The 24,933-nt window shown below is 65.6% G+C and carries 19 protein-coding genes; 8 read left to right on the top strand and 11 right to left on the bottom strand.

All coding sequences use genetic code 11. The annotated features are described in order from the left end of the window. Nucleotides 1-120 precede the first annotated feature (120 nt). The gene (gene rapA / locus AVCA_RS13790) at nucleotides 121-2,970 is read right to left on the bottom strand and encodes an RNA polymerase-associated protein RapA (protein WP_012701579.1); all 2,850 of its coding nucleotides are present in this window, start codon (nucleotides 2,968-2,970) and stop codon (nucleotides 121-123) included. 140 nt (nucleotides 2,971-3,110) lie between these two features. Here rapA and AVCA_RS13785 point away from each other — a divergent pair, with 140 nt between their 5' ends. Together AVCA_RS13785 and AVCA_RS26445 are read left to right on the top strand one after the other, a co-directional pair. Then, the gene (locus tag AVCA_RS13785) at nucleotides 3,111-3,704 is read left to right on the top strand and encodes an alpha-ketoglutarate-dependent dioxygenase AlkB family protein (protein WP_012701578.1); all 594 of its coding nucleotides are present in this window, start codon (nucleotides 3,111-3,113) and stop codon (nucleotides 3,702-3,704) included. Next, nucleotides 3,701-3,868, top strand: coding sequence for a hypothetical protein (locus tag AVCA_RS26445; protein WP_012701577.1), 168 nt, complete (start codon nucleotides 3,701-3,703; stop codon nucleotides 3,866-3,868). Before AVCA_RS13785 ends, AVCA_RS26445 begins: the two co-directional genes overlap by 4 nt. Before the next feature lie 27 nt (nucleotides 3,869-3,895). Here the strand turns inward: AVCA_RS26445 and AVCA_RS13780 are convergent, their stop codons facing one another. After that, nucleotides 3,896-5,614, bottom strand: coding sequence for an FAD-dependent oxidoreductase (locus AVCA_RS13780; RefSeq protein ID WP_012701576.1), 1,719 nt, complete (start codon nucleotides 5,612-5,614; stop codon nucleotides 3,896-3,898). A 230-nt stretch (nucleotides 5,615-5,844) separates the two neighbouring features. On the opposite strand from AVCA_RS13780, the gene AVCA_RS13775 reads away from it, so the two are divergent. After that, nucleotides 5,845-6,621: an IclR family transcriptional regulator gene (locus tag AVCA_RS13775; protein ID WP_012701575.1), complete on the top strand. Its 777-nt coding sequence runs from the start codon at nucleotides 5,845-5,847 to the stop codon at nucleotides 6,619-6,621. A gap of 485 nt (nucleotides 6,622-7,106) precedes the next feature. Here AVCA_RS13775 and AVCA_RS13770 read toward each other — a convergent pair whose 3' ends face one another. After that, entirely contained in the window at nucleotides 7,107-8,123 is a 1,017-nt protein-coding gene (locus tag AVCA_RS13770) for an IS110-like element ISAzvi2 family transposase (protein ID WP_012699615.1), read from the bottom strand. 115 nt (nucleotides 8,124-8,238) lie between these two features. Here AVCA_RS13770 and AVCA_RS13765 point away from each other — a divergent pair. The 4 genes from AVCA_RS13765 to ccoM all read left to right on the top strand — a co-directional run bounded on the left by AVCA_RS13765 (nucleotide 8,239) and on the right by ccoM (nucleotide 11,777). After that, a protein-coding gene (locus AVCA_RS13765; protein WP_236616176.1) for an IS630 family transposase occupies nucleotides 8,239-9,134 on the top strand; the annotation gives its coding sequence in 2 pieces (ribosomal slippage) (nucleotides 8,239-8,533 and nucleotides 8,533-9,134; 897 coding nt in all). Nucleotides 9,135-9,289: 155 nt separating this feature from the next. Further along, a complete protein-coding gene (locus AVCA_RS13760) occupies nucleotides 9,290-10,348 on the top strand; it encodes a Gfo/Idh/MocA family protein (protein ID WP_012701573.1) in 1,059 nt (352 codons plus the stop codon). 11 nt (nucleotides 10,349-10,359) lie between these two features. Next, a complete protein-coding gene (locus AVCA_RS13755) occupies nucleotides 10,360-11,175 on the top strand; it encodes a sugar phosphate isomerase/epimerase family protein (protein WP_012701572.1) in 816 nt (271 codons plus the stop codon). Between the two features lie 491 nt (nucleotides 11,176-11,666). Further along, nucleotides 11,667-11,777, top strand: a complete 111-nt coding sequence (gene ccoM / locus AVCA_RS26800) for a cytochrome c oxidase subunit CcoM (protein WP_012701570.1) — start codon at nucleotides 11,667-11,669, stop codon at nucleotides 11,775-11,777. Between the two features lie 176 nt (nucleotides 11,778-11,953). Here the strand turns inward: ccoM and codA are convergent, their stop codons facing one another. Both codA and AVCA_RS13740 read right to left on the bottom strand, forming a co-directional pair. After that, entirely contained in the window at nucleotides 11,954-13,192 is a 1,239-nt protein-coding gene (gene codA, locus AVCA_RS13745) for a cytosine deaminase (RefSeq protein ID WP_012701569.1), read from the bottom strand. A 123-nt stretch (nucleotides 13,193-13,315) separates the two neighbouring features. Then, nucleotides 13,316-13,786, bottom strand: coding sequence for a MaoC family dehydratase (locus AVCA_RS13740; protein WP_012701568.1), 471 nt, complete (start codon nucleotides 13,784-13,786; stop codon nucleotides 13,316-13,318). A gap of 299 nt (nucleotides 13,787-14,085) precedes the next feature. Between AVCA_RS13740 and AVCA_RS13735 the strand changes: the two genes are divergently transcribed. Continuing rightward, a complete protein-coding gene (locus AVCA_RS13735) occupies nucleotides 14,086-15,789 on the top strand; it encodes a long-chain fatty acid--CoA ligase (protein WP_012701566.1) in 1,704 nt (567 codons plus the stop codon). A gap of 15 nt (nucleotides 15,790-15,804) precedes the next feature. Here AVCA_RS13735 and AVCA_RS13730 read toward each other — a convergent pair whose 3' ends face one another. The 6 genes from AVCA_RS13730 to AVCA_RS13705 form a co-directional block, all read right to left on the bottom strand. After that, nucleotides 15,805-16,944, bottom strand: coding sequence for a polysaccharide biosynthesis/export family protein (locus AVCA_RS13730; RefSeq protein WP_012701565.1), 1,140 nt, complete (start codon nucleotides 16,942-16,944; stop codon nucleotides 15,805-15,807). A gap of 473 nt (nucleotides 16,945-17,417) precedes the next feature. Continuing rightward, nucleotides 17,418-18,470, bottom strand: coding sequence for a glycosyltransferase family 2 protein (locus AVCA_RS13725; RefSeq protein WP_236616173.1), 1,053 nt, complete (start codon nucleotides 18,468-18,470; stop codon nucleotides 17,418-17,420). 274 nt (nucleotides 18,471-18,744) lie between these two features. Beyond that, nucleotides 18,745-19,755: a glycosyltransferase family 2 protein gene (locus tag AVCA_RS13720; RefSeq protein ID WP_012701563.1), complete on the bottom strand. Its 1,011-nt coding sequence runs from the start codon at nucleotides 19,753-19,755 to the stop codon at nucleotides 18,745-18,747. A 171-nt stretch (nucleotides 19,756-19,926) separates the two neighbouring features. Continuing rightward, nucleotides 19,927-20,793 carry a glycosyltransferase gene (locus AVCA_RS13715; protein WP_072432895.1) on the bottom strand — a complete coding sequence of 289 codons (867 nt, stop codon included), beginning with the start codon at nucleotides 20,791-20,793 and terminating at the stop codon, nucleotides 19,927-19,929. Continuing rightward, complete coding sequence (locus tag AVCA_RS13710; RefSeq protein ID WP_012701561.1) at nucleotides 20,790-23,087, bottom strand: polysaccharide biosynthesis protein; 2,298 nt, start codon at nucleotides 23,085-23,087, stop codon at nucleotides 20,790-20,792. Before AVCA_RS13710 ends, AVCA_RS13715 begins: the two co-directional genes overlap by 4 nt. A 324-nt stretch (nucleotides 23,088-23,411) precedes the next feature. Next, complete coding sequence (locus AVCA_RS13705) at nucleotides 23,412-24,587, bottom strand: DegT/DnrJ/EryC1/StrS family aminotransferase (RefSeq protein ID WP_012701560.1); 1,176 nt, start codon at nucleotides 24,585-24,587, stop codon at nucleotides 23,412-23,414. Nucleotides 24,588-24,933 lie beyond the last annotated feature (346 nt).

The raw sequence follows: 24,933 nt of genomic DNA, 5'->3' as shown, positions 1-24,933 counted from the left end.
GCGGCCGTTTCCCACCCTACGGAGTCGCTCGGAGCTGGCTGGAAAACCGCGTAGCGTTTTCCACGGGGTGGCCGTCCACGGGGTGGCCATCCGCCATGGACGTGCCGACGCTGGGCGAGGTCAGCCCGCGACCATCACACGGATCGCCTCCAGGCGCAGAGCCGCCTTGTCGAGCATGGCCAGGCCATCTTCGCGCTGCCGGCGCAGGGCTTCCAGTTCGCTGTCGCGCACACTCGGGTTGACCGCCCGGAGCGCGGTCAGGCGGGCCAACTCCTCGTCGAGGCTGGCCGCGAGGCGCTGCCTGGCCTCGGCGACGCGCTCGGCATGGCGCGGCGCGACCTTGGCTTCGGCGGCGTTGATCTGCTTGGCCAGCACGTCGCGCTGGGCCTGCACGAACTTGTTGGCGCTGCCGCGCGGCACGCTTTCCAACTGGTCGTTGAGGGTGTCGAAGGCGACCTTCGGCGCCAGGTCGTTGCCGTTGGCGTCGAGCAGGCAGCGCAGCGCCAGCGGTGGCAGGAAGCGGCCGAGCTGCAGGGCGCGCGGCGCCACCACTTCGCTGACGTAGAGCAGTTCGAGCAGCACGGTGCCGGGCTTGAGCGCCTTGTTCTTGATCAGCGCCACTGCGGTGTTGCCCATCGAGCCGGACAGCACCAGATCCATGCCGCCCTGCACCATGGGATGCTCCCAGGTGAGGAACTGCATGTCCTCACGGGCCAGCGCCTGGGCGCGGTCGTAGGTGACGGTCACCGCCTCGTCGCTGCCCAGTGGGAAGCTGGCGTCGAGCATCTTTTCGCTGGGGCGCAGGATCAGCGCGTTCTCCGAATGGTCCTCGCTGTCGATGCCGAAGGCGTTGAACAGCTCTTCCATATAGATCGGCAGGGCGTACCGGTCGTCCTGTTCGTCGATGGCCTCGACCAGCGCATCGCCTTCGCCGCCGCCGCGGGAGTTGAGTTCCAGCAGGCGGTCGCGGCCGGCGTGCAGTTCGCTCTCCAGGCGTTCGCGTTCGGCGCGGGCGGTATCCAGCAGTTCCTGCCATTGGTCGTCGTCGCCACCTTCCAGCAGCGGCAGCAGGCGCGGGCCGAACCGGTGCTGCAGGGCATTGCCGGTGGGGCAGGTGGCGAGGAAGGCGTTCAGCGCCTGGTGATACCAGTGGAACAGGCGTTCCTGGGCGCTGTTCTCCAGATAGGGCACGTGCAACTGGATGACGTGTTTCTGGCCGATGCGATCGAGGCGGCCGATGCGCTGTTCGAGCAGGTCCGGATGGGCCGGCAGGTCGAACATCACCAGATGGTGGGCGAACTGGAAGTTGCGGCCCTCGCTGCCGATTTCCGAGCAGATCAGCACCTGGGCGCCGAACTCCTCGTCGGCGAACCAGGCCGCCGCGCGGTCGCGTTCGAGGATGCTCATGCCCTCGTGGAACACCGTGGCCGGGATGCCGGAGCGCACCCGCAGGGCGTCTTCCAGGTCCTGCGCGGTCTCGGCGTGGGCGCAGATCACCAGCACCTTGACCTTCTTGAGCATCTTCAGGGTGTCGATCAGCCATTCGACGCGCGGGTCGAAGCGCCACCAGCGGTTCTCTTCGCTGTCGTCCTCCTGGCGGGCCTGGAAGCTGACCTCCGGATACAGGTCGGCATGCTCGCCGATCGGCAGCTCCAGATACTCGGCCGGGCTCGGTAGCGGGTAGGGGTGCAACTGGCGCTCGGGGAAGCCCTGCACCGCGGCGCGGGTGTTGCGGAACAGCACCCGGCCGGTGCCGTGGCGGTCGAGCAGTTCGCGGGTCAGGCGCGCGCCGGCCTGGATGTCGCCATCGCTGAGCGCGGCGAGCAACGCTTCGCCCTCGGCGCCGAGAAAGCCGCGGATGACCGCGTGGGCGCGCTCGGAGAGGCGGCCTTCGTCGAGCAGTTCCTGCACCGCCTCGGCGACCGGACGGTAGTTGGCGCTTTCGGCGCGGAAGGCTTCGAGGTCGTGGAAGCGGTCGGGGTCGAGCAGGCGCAGGCGGGCGAAGTGGCTCTCCTGGCCGAGCTGTTCGGGAGTGGCGGTGAGCAGCAGCACGCCGGGGATGACCTGGGCGAGCTGCTCGACCAGCGTGTATTCGGCGCTCGGCTGCTCGGGGTGCCAGACCAGATGATGCGCCTCGTCCACTACCAGGAGATCCCAGCCGGCGGCGAAGGCGGCGTCCTGGGCGTGCTCGGCGACGGTCAGCCACTCCAGGGAGACCAGCGCCAGTTGGGTGTCCTCGAAGGGATTGCTGGCATCGCTCTCGGTGAAGCGTTCGGCGTCGTACAGCGCCACTTCCAGATTGAAGCGCCGGCGCATCTCCACCAGCCACTGGTGCTGGAGGTTTTCCGGCACCAGGATCAGCACCCGGCCGGCGCGGCCGGAAAGCAACTGGCGATGGATGATGAGGCCGGCCTCGATGGTCTTGCCCAGGCCCACCTCGTCGGCCAGCAGCACGCGCGGATTGACGCGGTCGGCGACCTCGCGGGCGATGTGCAACTGGTGGGCGATCGGCTGGGCGCGGGCGCCGGCCAGACCCCAGAGCGGGGACTGCAGCAGGCTGCTGCGGTGTTCCAGGGTGTGATAGCGCAGGCCGAACCAGGGCAACGGGTCGATCTGCCCGGCGAACAGGCGGTCGCTGGCCAGGCGGAACTGAATGAAGTTGGACAACTGGGTTTCCGGCAGGCTGCACCCCTGGTTCTGGGCGTCGAGGCCGTGGTAGATGAGCAGGCCGCCCTGGTCCTCGACCTCGCGGACGATCATCTTCCAGCCGTCGAAGTGGGTGATCTCGTCGCCGGGGGCGAAGCGCACGCGGGTCAGGGGCGCGTTGCGCTGGGCATATTGGCGGGTTTCGCCGGTGGCCGGATAGAGCACTGTGAGCAACCGGCCATCCGCGGTGAGAATGGTTCCGAGCCCGAGTTCCGCCTCGCTGTCGCTGATCCAGCGCTGCCCCGGTTGATATTGCTGCACCATGCCTGTCTCCGCTGTAAAAAGGCCGGCTATGGTAACGGAATGCCCTGGGTAGATCGACGTCGACTGCCGGCGCATTTATATGAGAAAGCGTAGTCCTCCACCGGTGTAGGATGAACGCCCTGCGATCCGCTGTCTTCGCCATGCCATTGTTCGACGCCCCGTTCGATCTGCCCGACGCCGAGCTGCGCTACCTGCCCGCTTGGCTGGACGGCGCCACAGCCGACCGCTGGCTCGCCCGCCTGCTGGCGGAAACGCCCTGGGAACGGCCGCAGGTGCGGCTGTACGGACGCCTTCATCCTGTGCCGCGCCAGGTCGCCTGGTATGGCGATGCCGCCTATCGCTATTCCGGGTTGACCCATCCGCCGCAGCCCTGGACACCGCTCCTGGCGGAGATCCGCGCGGCCCTGGAGGCGCTCGTCGGCCGGCCGTTGAACGGCGTGCTGCTCAACCATTACCGCGACGGCCGGGATTCCATGGGCTGGCACAGCGATGACGAGGCCGAGCTGGGGCGTGATCCGCTGATCGTTTCGCTCAGCCTGGGCGGCACCCGGCGCTTCGACTTGCGCCGCGTCGGACAGACGCGCATCGAGCGTTCGCTGCTGCTCGAACACGGTTCCGTGCTGGTCATGGCCGGCGCGACGCAGCATCATTGGCAGCATCAGGTGGCGAAGACGCGCAAGCCCTGCGCGCCGCGCCTGAATCTGACCTTCCGCCAGGTGCATCCGCAGCCATGAGTTCCGACGATAACCTGATCGATTTCAGCAGCGAGCGCAGCAAGCGCATCCACGACCTGCACGAAAAGCGCCTGAACGATGTGCGCCAGGCTTTCGCACAGGCCCTGCCGCTACCGCCGGGGAAAAAGAAGAAGCCCGCCGGCAAGCCGAAGAAGAAGCGCTGATCCGGCGCGGCCCCAGGCGTTCGATCCTCACTCCCAGGCGGTGGCCCCGGCGATGTGCCGGCCGGCGATATAGCCGAAGGTCACCGCCGGGCCGAGGTTGATGCCGCCGGCCGGGTAGTGGCCGCCCATGATGCTGGCCATGTCGGTGCCGGCGGCGTACAGGCCGTCGATCGGTCGGCCGGCGCCGTCCAGCACTTGGGCGTGGGCGTTGGTCCGCAGGCCGGCGAAGGTGCCGAAGCAGCCCGGTTGCACCTTCACCGCGTAGAAGGGCGCGTGCTCGATGGGCGCGACGCAGGGGTTGGGCTGGTGGCCGGGGTCGCCCTGCTTGCGGTTGTAGGGAGTCGAACCGCGGCCGAAGGCCGGGTCCTCGCCGTTGCGCGCGTGGCGGTTGTATTCGGCGACCGTTTCGGCCAGACCCGCCGGGTCGATGCCGCAGGCTCGTGCCAGTTCGTCGAGGGTGGCGCCGCTCTTCAGGTAGCCGTTGCGCACCCAGGGGCCGACCGGTAGCGGTGTCGGCCGCGAGATGCCGAGGCCGTAGCGGCGCTGGAAGCGGTGGTCGCAGATCAGCCAGGAGGCGACTTCCTGTTCCGGCGGTACCGCGGCGACCATCGCCGCCACGTAGTCGTAGTAGCCGTGGGCCTCGTTGACGAAGCGCCTGCCGTCGGCCAGCACGCCGATGATGCCGGGCTTGCCACGCTCGATGATGTGCGGGAAGTGACCGGCGCTGCCGTCCTTGTAGCGCACCAGCGACACCGGCGCCCAGGCCACCGGCGACACCAGGTCGGTCGCCACCTGTCCGCCGGCCGATTCACCCAGGCGCAGGCCGTCGCCCGAGGCGCCCGGCGGCGGCAGGGCCAGATGCTCATGGCCGGTCGGTGTGCGCGGGAACATCGCCTTGCGCCGCCCGATATCGTTGGGGAAGCCGCCGGCGGCCAGTACCACCGCCTTGCGCGCGCGGATCTCGATCTCACCGCCGGCGGTCTCCACCAGCGCGCCGCGTACCGCGCCATCCTCGATTATCAGGCGCCTGGCCGGCGATGATTCGCAGAGCCGTACGCCGAGCGCCTCGGCCGACTTGGCCAGCCGCGCCACCAGCGCTACGCCGTTGACCAGTTGCATCGCGCGGCCGTGGCGAGCCAGGTCGATCAGATGGCGGCCGAAGCGCCGGGCGGCGTGGAGGAAAGCGGGCGCCGAGCGGGTCATGTTCATGAACGCGGCGAGGTCCTTGCCGGCCATGATCGGCATGCCCATGAACGAGGTCTCGCGCATGGTCTTGCGCAGGCGGTGGATCAGCGCGCCGAGCTCGCGGCCGTCGCAGGGCGCGGCGATCACCGAGCGCCCGCCGGTGCCGGCGCCGGGGCTGTCGCCGTGGATGTCGGCGATCAGGTTGCCGTCGGAAAACTGCAGGGCGGTGTGCCGCTCGAAGAATTCGACCATGTGCGGCCCTGCTTCGAGAAAGGCGTCGATGCGCGCGGCGTCGTAGCGCTCGCCCAGTTCGTGCTTCAGGTAGGTGCGCGGCAGCTCCGGGTCCTCGACGATGCCGGCGCGGCGTGCCAGGGGGTTGCACGGCACCCACATCCAGCCACCCGACCAGGCGGTGGCGCCGCCGAACACCGGGTCCTTCTCCACCAGTATCACCTCCTGCCCGTGCCAGGCGGCGGTCACCGCGGCCGACAGGCCCGCGGCCCCCGAGCCGACAACCAGTACATCGCATTCGAGCGGGTGGGTCAGAGGACTTGCAGGCATGGCATTTCTCCAGACAGGAACGACGGGGCGACGCAGGGTGGTCGCACGTCCGTTTTTTGTTTTTGGAACTTGGTTCCGATAATAGGGGTGGAACTGTCGTTCGCCAAGCCCGGAGAATGGCCGGAAGGAGAGGGGGCGGTCGTCCGTTGCGGGTGACAGCCAGCGGCCACGGTTCCCGGCGGTCAGCCGGCTCTTTTAGAATCGCGGTATTTTCCGCGTGGGTGTTGAACATGGCTGGCAGTCAAATCGAACGAGCGCTGAGTCTTCTGGAAAGCCTGACCGCCGACCCCGGCGGGATTCCCCTGCAGAGCCTGGCCGATCAGTTGCGCATCCCCAAGAGCGCCACGCATCGCATGCTCGCCGACCTGATCCGCCTCGGCTACGTGCGCCAGGACCCGCACACCAGCCGTTACCGGTTGTCCACCAAGCTGGTGGCGCTGGGCTTTCGCTACCTGGCCAACAGCGGCGCGGACGTGGTCCAGCCGATCCTCGACCGTCTGGCCGAGGAAACCGGCGAACTGGTGCGGCTGGGCGTGATCGACGGCGAGCGCCTGACCTGGATCGCCAAGTCCCAGGGCGCTCGCGGCGGGTTGCGCTACGACCCGGACATGGGCCGCGATGCACCGCTGTCTTCCACCGCTTCCGGGCATGCCTGGCTGGCCAGCATGAGCGACGAGGAGGCCCTGCTCCGGGTCGATCGGCAGACGCCGGTCGAGCCGGGCGAACTGGGTCCCAACGCTCCGCGCGACAGCGTCGAGTTGCTCGAACGATTGCGCCTGGCCCGCGAGCACGGTTACGCCTGGGTGGTGGAAAGTTCGGCCGTCGGTACCGCGGCCATGGCCGCCGTGGTCCGCGATCCGCGCAGCCGCCGGCCCATCGGTGTGCTCAGCCTCGCCGGTCCCAGCGCGCGTCTCGGCGAGGCGCGCATGCACCAGTTGGCGCCGCTGCTGCTGGCGGCCGGTGAAGAGCTGTCCGAGGCCAGCCAGGCTTCCGAGCTGTTCCCCTGATACCTGCTCTCCGTTTTCCGGCGGCCAAGGGCCGCTCGCGCCGTCGACTCGGGGCCCGCCTCTTGCCCTGCCGCCGCTAGAGCATTTTTAGAAAATACGAATTCGACATACAGGGGTTGCTCTTCCTGGTCATTTCGGTTCTCCTCTCCCGCTCGGACAAGGAGACCAGAATGGCTCGGGCATACAGTGCGTATATGGACTCCCCCCGGTTTGCCAGTGATTTGCCCTGCCGACGAACGTAGGTACGACTGCTTGCGTATATCCGGCTTCCGATGAGGCATTGGCTGCCCCGAGCCATGATGAAAATCCGCTCATGTGTGCCTGATTGATCTAGCGGCCTTGCTTGCAGGGGGCCGACGCACTGTGCAGGCTTTACACATGCCGGTTCGACCGGTTCGTCATCGCTGCATGTCACTGTGCAATCGGGGTGGATCTACTGGTTACTGCTCAACATTTTGCAGGCTGTGCAGCCTGCGATTTTATTTTCAGCCAGGTTGATAGCAATCTCCCCGACTGAGGATCGCCCAGACGATCCGGGCATTCTTGTTCGCCAAAGCGACCGTGGCGATGTTCGGGTTGCGTCGACACAGCAAGCGCTGGAGCCACTGGCTGCGTCGATCCGCCTTGTCCTGGCAGTGCCTGAGCACCGCTCGGGCTCCGTGAACCAGCAGCGTGCGCAAGTAAGTATCGCCTCGCTTGTTGATCGGGCCCAGCTGCTCCTTGCCGCCGCTGGAGTGTTGGCGAGGAACCAACCCCAGCCAGGCAGCGAACTGCCGGGCGCTGCGGAACTGGCGAGCATCGCCCACGGCCGACACCAGGGCGGTGGCCGTGATCGGACCGATGCCCTCGACCAGCATCAGGCGTTCCACCCGCTCGTCCTCGCGAGCCTGGCGCTGGATCGTTTCGTCGAGACGAGACAAGCGCGCTTCATGCTCGACCAATTCGCCTTGCAACTCCACCAGTAACCCGCGCATCTGGCCCGGCAGGCCGTTCTCGGCATCCGCCAAGGCCGCCTGTGCCAGTCGGCGGGTAGCCGCCACGCCGTGCCGGCTCTCGACCAGGCCAAACTCGCCCAGCAACCCGCGAATCTCGTTGACCAGCGCCGTCCGCGCCCGGATCAGGCGGCTCCTGATCCGGTGCAGGGCCTGGCCGGCCTGCTGCTCGGCGCTCTTCACCTCGACGTAACGCATGTTCGGTCGACTGGCCGCCTCGCAGATCGCTTCGGCGTCATTGGCGTCGTTCTTGCCGCTCTTGACGTAGGGTTTGACGAACTGCGGTGCGATCAGTCGCACCTCATGTCCCAGGACTCTCAGCTCGCGCGCCCAGTAATGGGAGCTGCCGCAGGCCTCCATCGCCACCGTGCAGGGTTCGAGTTGACGAAAGAAGTCCAGCATTTGCGAGCGTTTGAGCTGTTTGCGACAGACCGCCTGCTCGTGGCTGTCGACGCCATGAATCTGGAACACCTGCTTTGCCAAATCGACGCCTATCCGCTTGAGTTTCATGGGGACGCTCTCCTCTGGTGACTGCTGTTTCCAGCAACTTCAGTCTGGTGCATTGACGCCGTAGGAGGGGGGAGTCCATTTCATTGACCTTCGCCGGCGCGTCGTCGACGCGGCCATGGGTGGGCTGTCGGCTCGGCAGGCCGCCGAGCGATTCGACGTCGGGACGGCAACAGCGATCGTCTGGGTGCGGCGCTTCCGGGAAGGCGGGGAACTCGTCGCCCGCCGACAGGGCAAGCCCCGGGGCTTGCGGCTCGATCCCCATGCGGACTACCTGCTCGGCCTGCTCGAGCAGACCCCCGACCTGACGCTGGCCGAACTCGCCGCGACCCTCGAACGGGAGCGTGGCGTCCGTGTCAGCCTGGCGACGGTGTGGACGTTTCTCGACCGGCACGCCATGACGTTCAAAAAAAGACCGCGCAGGCGGCCGAGCAGCAACGGCCGGACGTCCAGGCAGCCCGACAGGGATGGATCGAGGAGCAGTCCGGTTTCGATTGGCGCAAGCTGATCTTCGTCGACGAAACCGCCGCTTCGACGAACCTGGCCCGCCTGCGGGGCTGGGCCCCTCGCGGCGAGCGCTGCCGGGCCGCGATCCCCCACGGCCACTGGAAAACCACGACCTTTACCGCCGGCCTGCGGCTGGATGGCCTGAGCGCGCCGCTGGTGCTCGATGGCGCCATGAACGGCCCGGTCTTCCTGGCCTATGTCGGGCAGGTTCTGGTACCCGAGCTGACGCCCGGCGATATCGTGGTGATGGACAACCTGCCGGCCCACAAGGTGGCGGGGGTACGCCAGGCCATCGAAGGCGCAGGAGCCACACTGCGCTACCTGCCACCCTATAGCCCCGACCTGAACCCGATCGAGATGGCCTTCTCCAAGCTCAAGGCACTGCTGAGAAAGGCGGCGGCGCGGACCGTGCCGGAGCTGTGGCAGAGCATTGGCGAGGCGATTGCGCAGTTCTCTGCACAGGACTGCAGGCACTACTTCGAGGCAGCCGGATATGAATCGGGATAAGGTAAAAATGCTCTAGTGAGCGTGCGCTGAGCGCACGGCTTCGTGCATTCTGTCTTGTGTAAAAATAGAACTTAGTTCTATTTTGTCTGCGCTTGCGGATTCCCGCCCAACCCCGGGGACCCGCTTTCCACTCATAACAACAAGAGGACGCAGCCTTGACCGAGCCGCTTCGTGTCGCCCTGATCGGCGCCGGCGCCATGGGCCGCCAGCATCACCAGCATCTCCGCGATCTGCCCGAGGGCCGGCTCTGTGCCGTGGCCGACCCCGGCCCGCAGGCCGAGGCCTTCGCCGCCGAATGCGCGGTCGCGCATTTCGCCGATCACCGGCGGATGCTCGACGCGATCCGCCCGCAGGCGGTGATCGTCGCCAACCCCAATAACCTGCACGTCGGCACCGCGCTGGATTGCATTGCCGCCGGCGTGCCGGTGCTGCTGGAGAAGCCGGTCGGCGTGCACCTGGACGAGGTACGCGAACTGGTCGCCGCTTCGGCGAAGGCCGGTGTGCCGGTGCTGGTCGGCCATCACCGCCGGCACAACCCCCTGATCGTCCGTGCCCGCGAACTGATCCGCAGCGGCGGCCTCGGCCGGCTGACCACGGTCACCGCGCTGTGGCAGTTGCAGAAGCCGGACAGCTATTTCGACGTCCCCTGGCGCCGCGAGCCGGGCGCCGGGATGCTGCTGACCAACCTGATCCACGACCTCGACCTGCTGCGCCACCTGTGCGGCGAGGTCGACGAGGTCCAGGCGATCACCGGCAACGGTGTGCGCGGCCTGGTCAACGAGGACAGCGCGGCGGTGCTGCTGCGCTTCGCCAACGGCGCCCTCGGCACCCTGACCGGTTCGGACGCCGTGGCCGCCCCCTGGAGCTGGGAGCTGGATTCCGGCGAGAACCCGGTCTATCCGCGCCAGGCCGAGCAGAGCTGCTACCTGCTGGCCGGCACCCGTGGTGCGCTGAGCATTCCGCAGCTCAAGCGCTGGCACTACGCCGAACCCGGCGCCGGCTGGCACCAACCCCTGTTGCAGAGCCTGGAATCCTGCCGGGCGGGCGAGGCCCTGCGCCTGCAACTGCAGCATTTCGTCAGGGTGGCCCGCGGCGAAGAGGCGCCGCTGGTCGACGCCGCCGATGCCGGCAACACCCTGGCGCTGGTCGAGGCCATCCGCGAGGCGGCCGGAAGCGGCCGCGCCTGCTCGCCCCAGGTCATTTCCACCTTCTGAAGAGATCCGCCATGAGCGAACGCATTCTGTCCCTGGCCGCCCTGACCGTGCTCGAACTGTCCCCGCCCGACATGGTGGAGGTGGCCGCCCGTGCCGGCTACAGCCATGTCGGCCTGCGCCTGGTGCCGGCCACCGCCGAGGAACACCATTTCCCCCTGGTCGCCGATGCCGGGTTGCGCCGGCAGACCCTGGCGCGCCTGCGCGATACCGGAATCGGGGTGTTCGACGTGGAAATCCTGCGCTTGAAGCCGGATACCCGCGTCGCCGATTTCGAAGTGATTCTCGCCGCCGGCGCCGAGCTGGGCGCAAGCGCGGTGCTGGTGGCCGGCAACGATCCCGACGAGGCGCGGCAGACCGACAACTTCGCCGCCCTGTGCGATCTGGCGGCCGGTTTCGGCCTCGATCCGCACCTGGAGTTCATGCCTTGGACCGACGCCCGCGACCTGACCCAGGCCATGCGCATCGTCGACAACGCCGGACGCGCCAACGGCTGCGTGCTGGTCGACGCCTTCCATTTCGACCGCTCCGCTTCGCACCTGGAGGATCTGGCCCGGCTCGACCCGGCACGCATCCATTACGCGCAGTTGTGCGACGTGGCCGGGCCGCGCCCGGACGACATGGACGAGATCCTGCGCCAGGCGCGCAACGAGCGGCGCTTCCCCGGCGACGGCGATTGCGATCTGCCCGGCCTGTTGCGCGCCTTGCCGGCGAACCTGCCGCTCAGCCTGGAAATCCCCACCCGGCAGTTGCTCGAGCGGGGTGTCGGAGCCCTCGAACGCGCCCGGACCGCCATCGACAAGGCCCGCGTCCTGCTGGCGCAGCTCTGAAGGACCGCCCCCGCCGCAAAGGCGGGGGCACGGCCCCGAGCCGCAGGAGCATTGCCACGATCGTCCTGCAACGGCTTGCGCAGCCGTTCGCTTCATATGAGAAAGTTTCTTTCATATATGTCTATCGCCGAAAGGCATAATCCGTCGAGTCGTGTCATTTTCGTGTAATTGGCTTTTCCTGAACTATTTCGCCTCGATAATGGCCAATCAGTGGCGAAGTTGTGTATGGATAGTATGTCGATGAAGATTTCATCACTCCGGAGATGCTTGAAATAAATCCATGCGGATATCGCGGATTTGTTCCCGGAAACTTCGAACAGGCTGGAGGCCGCGCCAGCCGCGACTTCCCGCCGCACCTGAATTGATCCATGTCAGCTCTTTTCCATGCCGTTTGCCAACTATCGAGCGATATTGACTCCGATCAATTTTTCCAGACGTTGTTACAGTTACCTTGAGTCCATCGAAGAGAGCAACGGTGAAGAGTGCCAGCCATGTTGGTCGATGAAGTGGTAGTGGCGGGGACGGCAGTCGCGGGATTGATATTCGTTTTCACCGGTGGGATCGGTTATTTCATCTGGAAGGACGCACGGAAATACAAATAACGAAGTCCTTCGGATTCCAGAGCACGCAAGGCACTTTCGGGCGACGTTAGTCGCCCTTTTTTTTTGTTCGATTTTTCCTCTTTCCGCCAGTGGGGCAGGCGTGTCGGCGATCCTGTCCCTGGGCGCCGTCCGCGCGCTCGCCGGTTCGCCGGCCGCGGGAAGGGCGCCGTGGCGATTCAGCGATGGCGTTCGATCCGCGCCGGCGTGCGGCGCATCAGGATCTCCCCGTGGCGGATCGATACCAGCGCGTGGCCCTGGCTGCGCAACATCTCGTAGTCGTTGGCCGCCGAGAGGATCAGCAGGTTGGCCGGCCGCCCGACTTCCAGGCCGTAGCGCTCGCCCAGGTGCAGGGCCTTGGCGCTGTGCTCGGTGATCAGATCGAGGGCGCGTTGCAGGTCGGCGTAGCCGAGCATGTGGCAGATGTGCAGGCCGGCTTCGAGGATGCGCAGGATGTTGCCGTTGCCCAGTGGATACCAGGGATCGACGATGGAGTCCTGGCCGAAGCAGACGTTCAGCCCGGCGCGGTCCAGTTCGGCGACCCGGGTCAGGCCGCGGCGCTTGGGAAAGGTGTCGAAGCGCCCCTGCAGGTGGATGCTCTCGGTGGGACAGGAGACGAAGTTGATCCGCGACAGCTTCAGCAGGCGGAACAGCTTGGAGCAGTAGGCGTTGTCCCATGAGCCCATGGCCGTGGTGTGACTGGCGGTGACCCGCTCGCCCATGTCGCGCACCCGTGCCTCCTCGGCGAGCACCTCGAGAAATCGCGACTGTGGATCGTCGGTTTCGTCGCAGTGCACGTCGACCAGGCAGCCGGTGCGCTCGGCCAGGTCCATGAGGAATTTGATCGAGCCGACGCCCTGCTCGCGGGTGTTCTCGAAATGCGGGATGCCGCCGACCACGTCGGCGCCCAGGGCGATGGCCTCGGTCATCAGCTCGCGGCCGCCCTGGTAGGACTCGATGCCTTCCTGGGGAAAGGCGACGATCTGCAGGTCGATCAGGTGACGGGTTTCCTCGCGCACCTCGAGCATCGCCTTGAGCGCGGCCAGCGTCGGGTCGGTGACGTCGACGTGGGTGCGCACGTGCTGGATGCCGTGCTCGACCAGCATGTCGATGGCCTTCTTCGCCCGGGTCTTGATGTCCTCGTGGGTGACCAGCGCCTTGCGCTCGGCCCAGCGCTCGATGCCTTCGAACAGGGTGCCGCTCATGTTCCAGGCCGGCTCGCCGGCGGTGAGGGTGGCGTCCAGGTGGATGTGCGGTTCGACGAAGGGCGGTACCACCAGGTTGCCGGCGGCGTCCAACTCGTCGCCGCCGGCCTCGGCGGGCGCCGGTTGCGCGGCTATGGCGGCGATGCGCGCGCCGTCCAGTTCGATGCGCTGGAGGCCTTCGCGGCCGCGCAGGCGGGCGTTGACGATCTTCATGGCGTATTTCCTTCTGCTGTGCGGGGCCCCGCCGCTGCGGCGGGCCGGGTCATTCAAGCAGGTGGCAGCGCATCTGGCGAGGGGATGGGGCGCGGCCCCGCGCGGGCGGCGGGGCCGGGGCGCTCAGCCGATGCTGATCGTTGGCAGGCGGGTCAATTCGACGCTCTGCTGGCGGCGCGGGGCGAGGATTTCCGCCTCGCCGTCGACCACCAGTTCGTCGCGCTGGTTGTAGACGCGGGTGGCGATGCGCACGCGGAACTTCGGCAGTTTCTCGAGGATTTCCAGACGCACGGTGAGAGTGTCGCCGAGCTTCACCGCACGGGTGAACTGCATGGTCTGGCCCAGGTAGATGGTGCCCGGGCCGGGCATGGTGCAGGCCACCGCGGCGCTGATCAGCGCGCCGCTGAACATGCCGTGGGCGATGCGCTCCTTGTACGGGCTGCGGGCGGCGAACTCGGGGTCCAGGTGTACCGGGTTGTGGTCGCCGGAGAGGGCGGCGAACAGTTGGATGTCCTTTTCCTCCACGGTCTTGCTATAGCTGGCCTTCTGGCCGACTTCGAGATCGCCATAGGGGACGTTGGTAACCTGGCTCATGCAGTTTCCTTGGAATTCATCTATAGGAGGAAAGGAGTCCCCATCGGGGCGATGGGCGCGGGAAGATTCGGATCGGTTGCACAAAGCCCGCATTGTAGTGCCGGGCGCCGGGGTTTTCACGGAAAGAGCACCGATTCGTACGCGACTCGGCCCGGTACGCAGGAAATGCCCGTCCGGCGGGCGAGAGGCACGGTTTGCGGGCCTTCCGGGGGAGCGGCCGTGCCTGTTACCCTCGGCCCGCCTGTCTGCCAGCGGACAATAAGAACTCAACCTGCGCCAAAGTACGGAGTAGTAGCTGCATGATCGAGAATTTCTGGAAGGACAAGTATTCCGCCGGCCCGGTCGGCGAAATCGATCCCGATCCGTACCCCAACATTCCCGCCGTGCTGAAAGCCTCCTGCCAGCGCTTCGCCGATCGGCCGGCCTTCAGCAACCTCGGCCGGACCCTGAGCTACGGCGAGCTATACGAACTGTCCGGCACCTTCGCCGCCTTCCTGCAGGGACTGGAGGGCGTGCAGGAGGGCGACCGCATCGCCGTGCAACTGCCCAACCTCCTGCAGTATCCGGTGGCGGTGTTCGGTGCCCTGCGCGCCGGGCTGGTCGTGGTCAATACCAATCCGCTGTACACCGCCCGGGAGATGCTGCACCAGTTCAACGATTCCGGGGCCAAGGTGCTCGTCTGCCTGGCCAACAAGGCGCATCTGGTCGAGGAGGTCCTGCCGCGGACCGGCATCCGCCATGTGCTGGTCACCGAGGTCGGCGACCTGCTGCCGCCGTTCAGGCGCGTGCTGGTCAACGCCGTGGTGCGCCACCTCAAGCGCATGGTGCCGGCTTACCACCTGCCGCAGGCGCTGAAGTTCACCGAGGCCTTGAGCCGGGGCCGCGAACGGACGCTGCGCGAGGTCGCGGCGGCGCCCGACGATATCGCCGTGCTGCAGTACACCGGCGGCACTACCGGCACGCCCAAGGGAGCCATGCTCACCCAGCGCAATCTGGTGGCCAACATGCTGCAATGCCGGGCGCTGGTCGCCGGCGTCCTGGGCGAGGGCTGCGAGACCCTGGTCGCACCGCTGCCGCTCTACCACATCTACGCCTTCACCCTGCACTGCATGGCGATGATGCTGATCGGCAACCACAACCTGTTGATCACCGATCCGCGCGACCTGCCGGGCATGGTCCGCGTGTTGAGGAAGTGGAGGTTCAGCGGCTTCGTCGGCCTCAACACCCTGTTCGCCGCGCTGTGTCACGACGAGGGTTTCCGCTGCCTGGACTTCTCCGCGCTGAAGCTGACCCTGTCCGGCGGCATGGCTCTGCAGCAGGCCACCGCCGAGTGCTGGAAAGGCCTCACCGGCTGCGAGGTCCTCGAAGGCTATGGCCTCACCGAGGCCAGCCCGGTGGTTTCCGGCAACCCCTATGGCCACATCCGCCCCGGCACCATCGGCATGCCGCTGGCCTCGACCCTGTGCAAGGTGGTCGACGAACAGGGCAGGGAAGTGCCGTCCGGCAGCAGCGGCGAACTCTGGGTGAAGGGGCCGCAGGTGATGAAGGGCTACTGGCAGAACCCCGGGGCCACCGCCGAAGTGCTCGATGCCGACGGCTGGCTGCGCACCGGCGACATCGCGGTGATCGAACCCGACGGCTACCTGCGCATCGTCGACCGCAAGAAGGACATGATTCTGGTGTCCGGTTTCAACGTCTATCCGAACGAGCTGGAAGAAGTGCTCGCCGCCCTGCCGGGAGTGCTGCAGTGCGCCGCCATCGGCGTGCCCGACGAGCGCACCGGCGAGGCGATCAAGCTCTTCGTGGTGCCCAGGCCCGGTTCGGGCCTGACCGAGGAGCGGGTGCTGCGCCACATGCACGACAACCTCACCGGCTACAAGCGGCCGAAACACGTCGAATTCCGCGACCGCCTGCCGACCAGCAACGTCGGCAAGATCCTGCGCCGCGAACTGCGCGACGGCGCGCCGGGGCAGGCGGCCGGCGTGGAGCATGCCGGCTCCTGAGGCGCGCGTCGTCCGCTATCGGTTCAGGTCGTCCTCCAGATTGATGCCTGTCCTGAGGAAGGTACCCGAAGGCAGCAACTGGCTGATGAAGCGGTTCCAGCGGGTGATGCCGGCGGCGCCGACGTACACCACGTCCTGGGGCTCGACGTGGAAATGCGCGGCCAGCACCAGGGCGGCCGGCGACTCGGCGTCCAACTGGAAGACTTGGGCGGTTTCCCGTTCGAGATCGCCCACCCCGCGTATCACGTAGACGGCCTGCGGATCGGAGGTTTCCTGGCGCAGGCCCCTGACCAGGCCGATCACTTCGGTCAGGGTCATGCTGCGGCTTCTGAAGGACAGCGGGCCGGGCGAGATGACCTCGCCCAGGACGAAGATCCGCCGGCTGTCGTTGCTGGGCAGGTGCAACTGGTCGCCGTCCTTCAGGTAGATGCGGTCGAGTTCCGCGCCGCCGCGGTTCAGGGTGTCGAGGTCGAGACGGTATTCCCGGCCGTTGCGCTTGAGGATCAGCCTGGCGATGTCGGCTCCCGCGGCCACGCCGGCCTGGCCGATGGCTTCCGGCAGCGACAGGGGGATGGTGGTCAGGGGTTGCGGGCCGGTCTTGCCGAAGGCTCCGGTGAGAATCACCCGGCGGCCGCCGAAACGGTTCACGCCGACATCCACCTGCGGATTCTCGATATAGCGGGCCAGGCGCCCGGCGATGTCGTTGCGCAATTGCTCGATGGTCAGGCCGGCGGCCTGGATCTCGCCGATATAGGGGTAGAACAGGCGGCCGTCGGGGCGCACTGGGCGGCCGCTGGCTTCGGACGACTGCTGCACGCCGGCCGGGTTGGTCAGTTCCGGATGATCCCAGACGGTGATATTGAGCACGTCGCCGACGCCGATCAGATAGGGGCCGGGGGTGTAGCCGGTCAGCTCGGGCGGCAGTTTCTCGACGACGCGGGTGGCTTCCTGGGTCGCCACCAGTCGGGTGGTGATGGGCACCAGCTCGAAGCGCGGGCTTTCCGGCGGGCCCTTGCCGCGGAGTTCGGAGGTGTCGAGGTAGGGGCCGGGGGAGAACATGCAGCCCTGGAGGAGGGCGGCTACCAGAGCGAGGATGCGTGTACGGCGCGCTGCCGCGCTGCCGCTGTGCGGGACGGACAAGGCGAATCCCTCCATGGGCCTTTGGGGCGCTGGAATGACGATCCGTTTTCAGGCGATCGACGGGGAGCCGGAAGCGTTTACCGATGGCCAGGGCGCTAATGGGGATTCCCGCTGCCGGAGGGGGCGGGGTTCCCGTGGCTGACGGCGTGGGCCGGAGGGCTGGGGGCTGGTGCTAGTGTCTCGTCAGCGCTGGTCCGGCCGGGCTTGCTCGGCGACGGGAGCGGAGGGAATGCTTTCATGCTTCAGGCTCCATCTCGGGAAAAGGAGAGCCCTTCACACAACATGGGCTATCAAAGGCTAGGTTGTGTCGCTGCCGGCAGCCAAGCGGCGGGACGATTTTCTCCTGGCGGCCGGACAGGCGTGCGCCTGCGAAGTGGCCGATCCGGCAGCCGGACCATCCGGAGCGGCGCCATGTCGGCTCCGAGGTGTGCGTGATGGTCGGTCGCGGCGACAGCGCAGGACATGGCTCGGTAGGCCATCGATCCCCGCTACATGTGCAGACTTTTCCTGAGGGAGTTTCTCAGGGCGAGCAGTTCGGGAAAGACGGAGAACAGGATGCGTTTGACTTTCCGGCGTTCGATTTTCGTCCTTGCGAACAGCATCACCAGTCTGCCCCTCACGTGCAGGGGGAGTCTGCCCGCGTAGGTCAGCTTGCAGGTTTCCAGGGCGCGGAGGAGGTTGAGCTGGACGAACTGGTTCAAGGCCGCTCCTGCTTCGCTGTTTTCCGGGGGCAGCTTGATCTTCAGGAGTTCCTGCGCGACGACGAGATAGCCGTTTATATGCCTTTTCTGCTTCTTCTGCGTCATGATCGACTCGGGTCGGACACGCCGGTTGTAAAGCCTGTCCGGAATGCAGGCGATCCTGGCATGTTCCTTTTCGAGGAGAAGTCTGGTCGTGAACAGATTGTCCTCGTGGACTATCTCCGGATAGAACCTCAGGCCTTCGAATTCCTTTCTCCGGTACATGTAGAGATAGGGCATCATCAGATAGCTCTTGAGCCGGATCGACTGAATGAAGAAGGTATGTGCCGGAATGTAGGCGCCGTGCAGGTCTGGGACTCTTTCGCCTCTGAAGTTTTCTCTCAGGCTCTCGTCCACTCCATCGAAGAAGACAGTCGATGCAAAGAAGACCATGTCCACCTGCTGGCGCCCGAGAATTTCCACGCAGGTGGATATGGCCTGTCTTTCCAGAAAGTCATCGCTGTCGACGAACAGAATGTATTCGCCTGTGGCCAATTCGAGGCCGGTGTTTCTGGCGATCGATACGCCCTGGTTTTTTGTGCTCCTGACCAGCAGGTTGCCGTGCCTGGCACGGAATGCCTCGAGTATTTCCAGGCTGGTATCCGTGGAGCCGTCATCGACGGCGATGATCTCCAGGTTGTCGTAGTCCTGGTTGACGGCCGAATCCAGGCATTGCGCAAGATAAGGTGCCACGTTGTAGACGGGAATGATGACGCTGACCTTTTCCGGAGCCATGGTGGTTTCCTTGTGCCAAGAATGAAGTGGGATATCAGGGTGCGCCTGCCTGGTTGATTCAGGCATTGAAGAACGGCACCGGTATCGACGGCGGCAGGCTGACAACATGAACTTCACGAGGGCACTTCCAAATACTCGCCTCCGAGCGTGCCCGGAACAGGCCGCGCAGGCTTTCGGTGCCATGATCGGAACGAAGGGTTTTGGAAGTTCCCTTACAGGGATATCCATGGAGGCGGACAGGATAATGCATTGGAAAGCCGTAAATGAAATCAGGCTCGGATGTTTTGCCGAGACGATCTTTGCTTTTCCATGGCCAATCAACTTCGAGAGTCGTGGAGGTCTATCTGGGAGTTTTCAGGATCTCCATGGATTGCAATGTTCTAATAAGCTTTCTGGTGATTTTCTTCATGATGGGCTGTTCGACGGGAGGCTTGCGCTCGGGGCGTGCGGCAAGCAGGGCAAGCCCATGTGGGTAGTGTCGGTATAGCATGTTCGTGGCCTGTTGGAGTTCCTCCCTGTATTCGGAAAGCTCTTCAAGGTTGTTGATGTTGTAATTCCCCCATCTCAGTTGGGTTCTGTACATTTCGGTAATATTTTCCAGCGCACCGGCGCCCAGCTCGGAAAATCTGCTGACGGCGACGGCATAGGCTCTATAGGTCTCCACATATGCCTTGGGGCGACCAGTGATCGACGTGGCGCTGGTTCGGTTGTGGGTATAGTCGTGAAGAATATCTTTCATGAGGTAAATCGTGGACGCCCGTGAAAAGCAGCCTATGTTCAGCAGCAGGTCTTCATTGAGATTCTGTCGCCAGGGAAAGTCCATTTCCTTGAACGGTAGGATGATTTCCCTTCGATAGAGCTTGTTCCACAGCATTCCGGTTCCGAATTCGAAGCGGCAAAACCTGCCAAATACATCTGTACTTATTTCGGTGTTCTCAACGAAACTGATTTTCGTGCCCAGGCGTTCTCCAGACTCGGCTACGCGATATGAGCCACACACGACTATATCGGACAGGTGCTCGCTGGCCACCTCATGCATCGAACCGAACATGTCGGGATGAGCCACGTCATCGGCGTCGAGAAAGCCTATCCATGCCCCGCGGGCATGTTGCAAGCCTTGCAGGCGTGCATTATGGGCACCCTGATTCACAGTCTGGCGAAAATAAACGAGATTGAGGCTTTTTTCCTTCGAGCGGATAATTTGCGATGATTTATCCGTGGACGCATCATCCACTACGATGACCTCGATATTTTCGAGCGACTGGCTGGCCAGACTGTCGAGCGTGCGCTCGATATGGCGTTCGGCATTGTAGACGGGCACTATGACCGAGACGGCTATCGCGTTCTTCACTGCGTTGCTCCATGCTCAGGCTATATCGGGGTGGAAGTTTTCTCGCAGCTTCTTGGCAGGATGCTTATCGACGTCGCGCCGGTCCATCCTTTCGGAAATCGCTTGGCGGCTGTATGAAACACATTTGCCAGGGCACTCGTGTGTTGTGCCCGGTTTTGGCGATTGCCATGTTCAGGATACCTGTTTGTCCACCCGTACAGTTCCCAAAGCGGTTTTTTCGATCTCGTTGAAATAGCTCTTGACTCGCTTGAAGGATACGTCGTTGTTGCACGTCGGAATTCCAAGTCGCCCGAAGGTGTTTATCTTGACTTTGTTCAGGGCCTGGCGTGCAAGGCTGTGCGAAGTCAGGGTGTTTTGGTTTTCCAGACCATGCTCATGGTTGATGGTGAGAATTTCGCGCATGGCCTCCGGGCAGGACAGGACAGGGGTTTTGGAGCGGGCGATTATCTCGCTTATCCATAGGTCGTCGCATTTCGGACAGACTGTCAGGTAATCCTGGTTTTTCCGGAATTCTTCCTTTATATGATTTTTTTTGAGGATTGCCCCGCCCACCCCCGTGATCAGGTAGTCGCTGTCGAGTTCGACTTCCTTTTTGGCTATGGGCCAGAGCATGTAGGTCTTGTGGTGGCCGAACAGGTTTCGCTTCCTGATGCGAATGCGCGAGGCCACGATCTTTTCTTCATTGTGCTCCCGGAATTTGCTGATCAGCAGGCTGAGCCAGTTTTCCCTGTATATCGCGTCGTCGTCGGCATAGACGATGATCTGATCGTCGGTTGCCGCATCCAGGGCAGGGAACAGCTTTCTGTAGGGACCGGTATTCGCCGTCCATCTGAACTCTATGATGTTTCTCAACTTGTTCAGGTCCCTGACCCATCTCGGCTCCCTGTCTATTCCCTGGTCTATCAGGTATGCCTCCTTGGAAACCCAGATGACGATCTTGGGGGGGAGGATCGACTGGTTCAGCAGCGACCATGCGGTTTGTGAACACAAATCCAACCGATTGTAAGTGGTTGTGATGTTTACGGTAATGTTGCTCATCTGTTCTGTCGCTCTTTTCCGGTCAATATGTTTGTGGCGGCTGGATCGGTCTCGGCCTGGCGGGCGAGGGTTTCGGCCAGGAGAAAAGAGCGGTCCGCCGAACGAGGGCAGGGCAGATCGAGTCGTCTCCATGTCGCCTCGTCCGTGATTCGCGGGAGAGTTTTGTCGAGGCCGGGTCGACTCGCAGCGGCCATTACGGCAGGACAGGCCCCGTCAGGGGTTTTCGCCGTTCGGCCTGGCATCCTGTGGAACCACCAGGTGCATCCAGGCGGAACGGGCTGACAACTGGCCGGATGTTCCTGCAGGGGCCGGCCGAGGATTTCCCTGCTCGGCCGGTAGCCGCTGACGGTGCGTTGCAGCAACTCGCGGATGCGCGGGAAATCGTCGGCTTCGAGCGCCCCGGCCAAGGCTTCGAGGCGCGGCTTCAGCTCCCGCCAGGGCAGGTGCTCCTCGTGGGCGCGCATGATCCGGCTGTGGCTGGTCGGCGTCGCGCCGTCGCCGATCAGCAGTTCCTCGTAGAGCTTCTCGCCGGGACGCAGGCCGACGAAGCGGATCTCGATGTCGCCGTCCGGGCTGGTCTTGGTGCGCAGCGACAGGCCGGACAGGCGCACCATCTTCTCCGCCAGGTCGAGGATCTTCACCGGCTCGCCCATGTCCAGCACGAAGACGTCGCCGCCTTCGCCCATGGCGCCGGCCTGGATCACCAGTTGCGCCGCCTCGGGGATGGTCATGAAGTAGCGGGTGATCTCCGGGTGGGTGACGGTGATCGGCCCGCCGTTGCGGATCTGTTCGCGGAACAGCGGGATCACCGAGCCGGACGAACCCAGCACGTTGCCGAAGCGGACCATGGTGAAACGGGTGCGGTTGGGTTGCGGCGACAGGCCGGGCTCATCGAACAGCTCCACCTCGCGCTCCCCGGAGAAGGCCTGCAGCACCATCTCGGCCAGGCGCTTGCTGCCGCCCATCACATTGGTGGGGCGTACCGCCTTGTCGGTCGAGATCAGCACGAAGCTGCGTACTCCGGCGCGTATCGCTGCCTGGGCGGCGCGCAGGGTGCCGAAGGTGTTGTTGAGCACGCCTTCGCCGATGTTCACTTCGACCAGCGGCACGTGCTTGTAGGCCGCGGCGTGGTAGAGCGTGTCGACCCGCCAGTGGCGCAGCGTGTCGAGCAGGCGGCTGCCGTGGCGGACCGAGCCGAGGACGGGGACCAGGCGCAGGCCCGGGGCTTCCCGGTGGATTCTCCGTTCCAGTTCGCCGTGGATGCTGTACAGGTTGTACTCCGAGTGCTCGAAGAGGATCAGCGTGGCCGGTCCGTTGGCGAGGATTTGCCGGCACAGTTCCGCGCCGATCGAGCCGCCGGCACCGGTCACCATCACCACCTGGCCGCGGATGCAGCGTTCCTGCAATTCGGGCCGCAGGGGCAGCGCATCGCGGCCGAGCAGGTCGGCGATGTCCACTTCCTGCAGGTCGTTCACCGTGAGGCGGCCGCAGGCCAGCTTGGCGATGCTGGGCATCGAGCGCACCGGCAGCGGGTGGGCCTGCAGCATCTCGAGGATCCTGCGCCGGCGGCTGCGGCTGGCCGAGGGGATCGCCAGGACGATCTCCGTGGCGCCGGTTTCCCCGAGCATCCGCTCCAGCCGGTCGGGGGCGTAGACCGGCAGGCCGGCGATCGTGCGGCCGGCCAGGTGCGCATCGTCGTCGATGAAGGCCACCGGACGCAGCGCGTGGCCCATGAGCAGGGCGTGGGCGAGCTGGTTGCCGGCCGAGCCCGCGCCGTAGATGGCCACCCGTGGCGGGCCGTTCTCCGGGCGCCGGAAGGACAGCTCGCGCAGGTTGAACCAGTCGCCGGTGAAATACTGGCGCATGGCGATGCGCAGGCCGCCGATCGACAGCAGGCTCAGCCCCCAGTAGTTGAAGATCACCGAGCGCGGGATCGGCGGACTCGTCTTGCCGTGGAGGAGGATGACCAGGGCCAGCAGCAGCGCCGACAGGGTGACCGCCCGGGCGATGCTCAGCAAAGCCTCGTTGCCCAGGTAACGCATGACCGCCCGGTACATGCCCAGGCGCACGAAGATCGGCAGGGCGACGGCCGGGGCGGCGGTGAACAGCCAGGCGTGGTCGCCGAGGGGTTCGATCGGGGTCATGTCTTCGAGGCGGATGTAGAACGCCAGCCAGAGCGCCAGCCAGACGAGCAGGAGGTCGACGCCGACCTGGATGAGCCGCTTCTGGGCATGGGAAAGGTCCAGCAGGCGCTGGCGGATGGGTTGCGAAGATTCCTTGTGTGGCGATTTCATCGGACGATGAACCTCCTCTGCGACATGGCATCCGCCGTCGAGGTCGGAATGCGGAGGTGGTATTCGGTCCCTGAGTGCGTGAAACCGTCCTGGATGGGCGAAAACGGCGACGATCATGGTGGGTGGGCGAAAGCCTCCGGATGGCTGGCGCCGAAAGAGCGCCGGAAGGTATCGGCATGGGGGCGATATCGCGCTCCGGCCGTCCCGCGCAGCGATGGCTGCGGGGCGGACGCCCGGGCGCGTACGACGAACGCCGGTGTCGGGAAAACGGGGAAGATCATCGGCAAGGTCTCCGGAGGTGGGAACGAAGGGGCGCCGGCCGCTTCAGTGCGCCGCCTCGTCCATCACCGCGCCCAGCGCGGCGCAGGTGCGCTCGATCTCGCGGACGCCCAGGGTGGGGTGGACGAGGAACATCAGGCTGGTCTCGCCCAGCTCGCGGGCCACCGGCAGGCGCTCGGCGGGACGCCAGGGCGTGCCCTCGAAGGCCCGTTCCAGGTACAGCTCGGCGCAACTGCCCGAGAAGCAGGGCACGCCGCGCGCGGCGATCGCCTCGAGGATGCGTTCGCGGCTCCAGCCGCTCTTCAGACGGGAAGGCTCGACGAACAGGTAGCATTTGTAGGCGGCGTGTTCGATGTCCGCCGGCGGGCGCGGCACGCGCAGCCCCGGCAGATGCCGCGCGCAGCGCCAGATGCGCCCGGCGTTGGCCAGCCGCCTGGCGTGCCAGTCGGGCAGCCGGCGCAACTGGATGCGCCCGAGCGCCGCCTGCATTTCGGTCATCCGCGCGTTGCCGCCGAAGCTCTCGTGCAGCCAGCGAAATCCCGGCGGATGGCGGCGCGCATGGACCGCCTCCCAGCTCTTGCCGTGGTCCTTGAGCGACCACATCCGCGACCACAGCGCCCGGTCGTCGGTGGTGAGCATGCCGCCCTCGCCGCCGGTGCTGACGATCTTGTCCTGGCAGAACGACCAGGCACCGACATGCCCGATGCCGCCGACCGAGCGACCCCGGTAGCGCGCGCCATGGGCCTGGGCGCAGTCCTCGATCACCTTGAGGCCGCGCGCTTCGGCCAGTGCCATGATCGGCTCCATGTCGCAGGGCCAGCCGGCCAGGTGCACGCAGAGCAACGCCCGGGTACGCGGCGTCAGCACCGCGCGGATGGTCTCGGCGGTGACGTTCTGCGAGTCGCGGTCGATGTCGGCGAACACCGGCGTGGCGCCGGCGTTGACGATGCAGGCGGCCGAGGCGAAGAAGCTGCGCGGCGTCACCACCACCTCGTCGCCGGGGCCGATCCCCAGGGCCCTGAGCGCCAGATCCAGGGCCACGCTGCCGTTGGCCAGGGCGATGGCGTGGGTGCAGCCGCTCCAGGCGGCGAACTCCTCCTCGAAGGCGTGGCACTCCTGGCCGGTCCAGTAGTTGACCCGATTGGAGAGGAGCACCCGGCGCACGGCGTCGGCTTCTTCCTCGGTGAAACAGGGCCAGGGGGGGAAGGGGCTGTCCAGCATCCGGGTAAGCCTCCGGGACATTGACGGTGGTGGTTCGATGGGTACGTTGGCGTGTCGCGCGGGTGGGGCGCCGTGACGGCTCCGTGGCGGAGCGTTGTTGCGGAATCCTCGGACTATCTTTCTGCGAACGCTTCATGGGGGCGTGGCGAGCGTTCGTCTGTCGTCGGGAGCGAGTTCGTGTCGCTACCCACGCCTTCCGGTGGCAGGAGCGAATTCATCCGCGATGTTCCGGCTCGGTCGCCCCGGCCGGTTCGGAGCGGCCGGGCCCGGGATGGCGGTCCTGTGAAACGCCTGTCGGGTACCGGACTGGAAAGATTGTGTGTCTGGGCGTTCCGGCATTGTCTTC

Source organism: Azotobacter vinelandii CA (genome assembly GCF_000380335.1).
Lineage (GTDB): Bacteria > Pseudomonadota > Gammaproteobacteria > Pseudomonadales > Pseudomonadaceae > Azotobacter > Azotobacter vinelandii.
The sequence above is the reverse complement of the archived record's forward strand: the minus strand, read 5'-3'. Positions and strand labels throughout refer to the sequence as shown.

Bases quoted from the DNA above. Each gene is read 5' to 3' on its own strand.
- rapA (WP_012701579.1), bottom strand. From the start codon at position 2,970: ATGGTGCAGCAATATCAACCGGGGCAGCGCTGGATCAGCGACAGCGAG.
- AVCA_RS13785 (WP_012701578.1), top strand. From the start codon at position 3,111: ATGCCATTGTTCGACGCCCCGTTCGATCTGCCCGACGCCGAGCTGCGC.
- AVCA_RS26445 (WP_012701577.1), top strand. From the start codon at position 3,701: ATGAGTTCCGACGATAACCTGATCGATTTCAGCAGCGAGCGCAGCAAG.
- AVCA_RS13780 (WP_012701576.1), bottom strand. From the start codon at position 5,614: ATGCCTGCAAGTCCTCTGACCCACCCGCTCGAATGCGATGTACTGGTT.
- AVCA_RS13775 (WP_012701575.1), top strand. From the start codon at position 5,845: ATGGCTGGCAGTCAAATCGAACGAGCGCTGAGTCTTCTGGAAAGCCTG.
- AVCA_RS13770 (WP_012699615.1), bottom strand. From the start codon at position 8,123: ATGAAACTCAAGCGGATAGGCGTCGATTTGGCAAAGCAGGTGTTCCAG.
- AVCA_RS13755 (WP_012701572.1), top strand. From the start codon at position 10,360: ATGAGCGAACGCATTCTGTCCCTGGCCGCCCTGACCGTGCTCGAACTG.
- ccoM (WP_012701570.1), top strand. From the start codon at position 11,667: ATGTTGGTCGATGAAGTGGTAGTGGCGGGGACGGCAGTCGCGGGATTG.
- codA (WP_012701569.1), bottom strand. From the start codon at position 13,192: ATGAAGATCGTCAACGCCCGCCTGCGCGGCCGCGAAGGCCTCCAGCGC.
- AVCA_RS13740 (WP_012701568.1), bottom strand. From the start codon at position 13,786: ATGAGCCAGGTTACCAACGTCCCCTATGGCGATCTCGAAGTCGGCCAG.
- AVCA_RS13735 (WP_012701566.1), top strand. From the start codon at position 14,086: ATGATCGAGAATTTCTGGAAGGACAAGTATTCCGCCGGCCCGGTCGGC.
- AVCA_RS13730 (WP_012701565.1), bottom strand. From the start codon at position 16,944: ATGGAGGGATTCGCCTTGTCCGTCCCGCACAGCGGCAGCGCGGCAGCG.
- AVCA_RS13725 (WP_236616173.1), bottom strand. From the start codon at position 18,470: ATGCCTGAATCAACCAGGCAGGCGCACCCTGATATCCCACTTCATTCT.
- AVCA_RS13715 (WP_072432895.1), bottom strand. From the start codon at position 20,793: ATGAGCAACATTACCGTAAACATCACAACCACTTACAATCGGTTGGAT.
- AVCA_RS13710 (WP_012701561.1), bottom strand. From the start codon at position 23,087: ATGAAATCGCCACACAAGGAATCTTCGCAACCCATCCGCCAGCGCCTG.
- AVCA_RS13705 (WP_012701560.1), bottom strand. From the start codon at position 24,587: ATGCTGGACAGCCCCTTCCCCCCCTGGCCCTGTTTCACCGAGGAAGAA.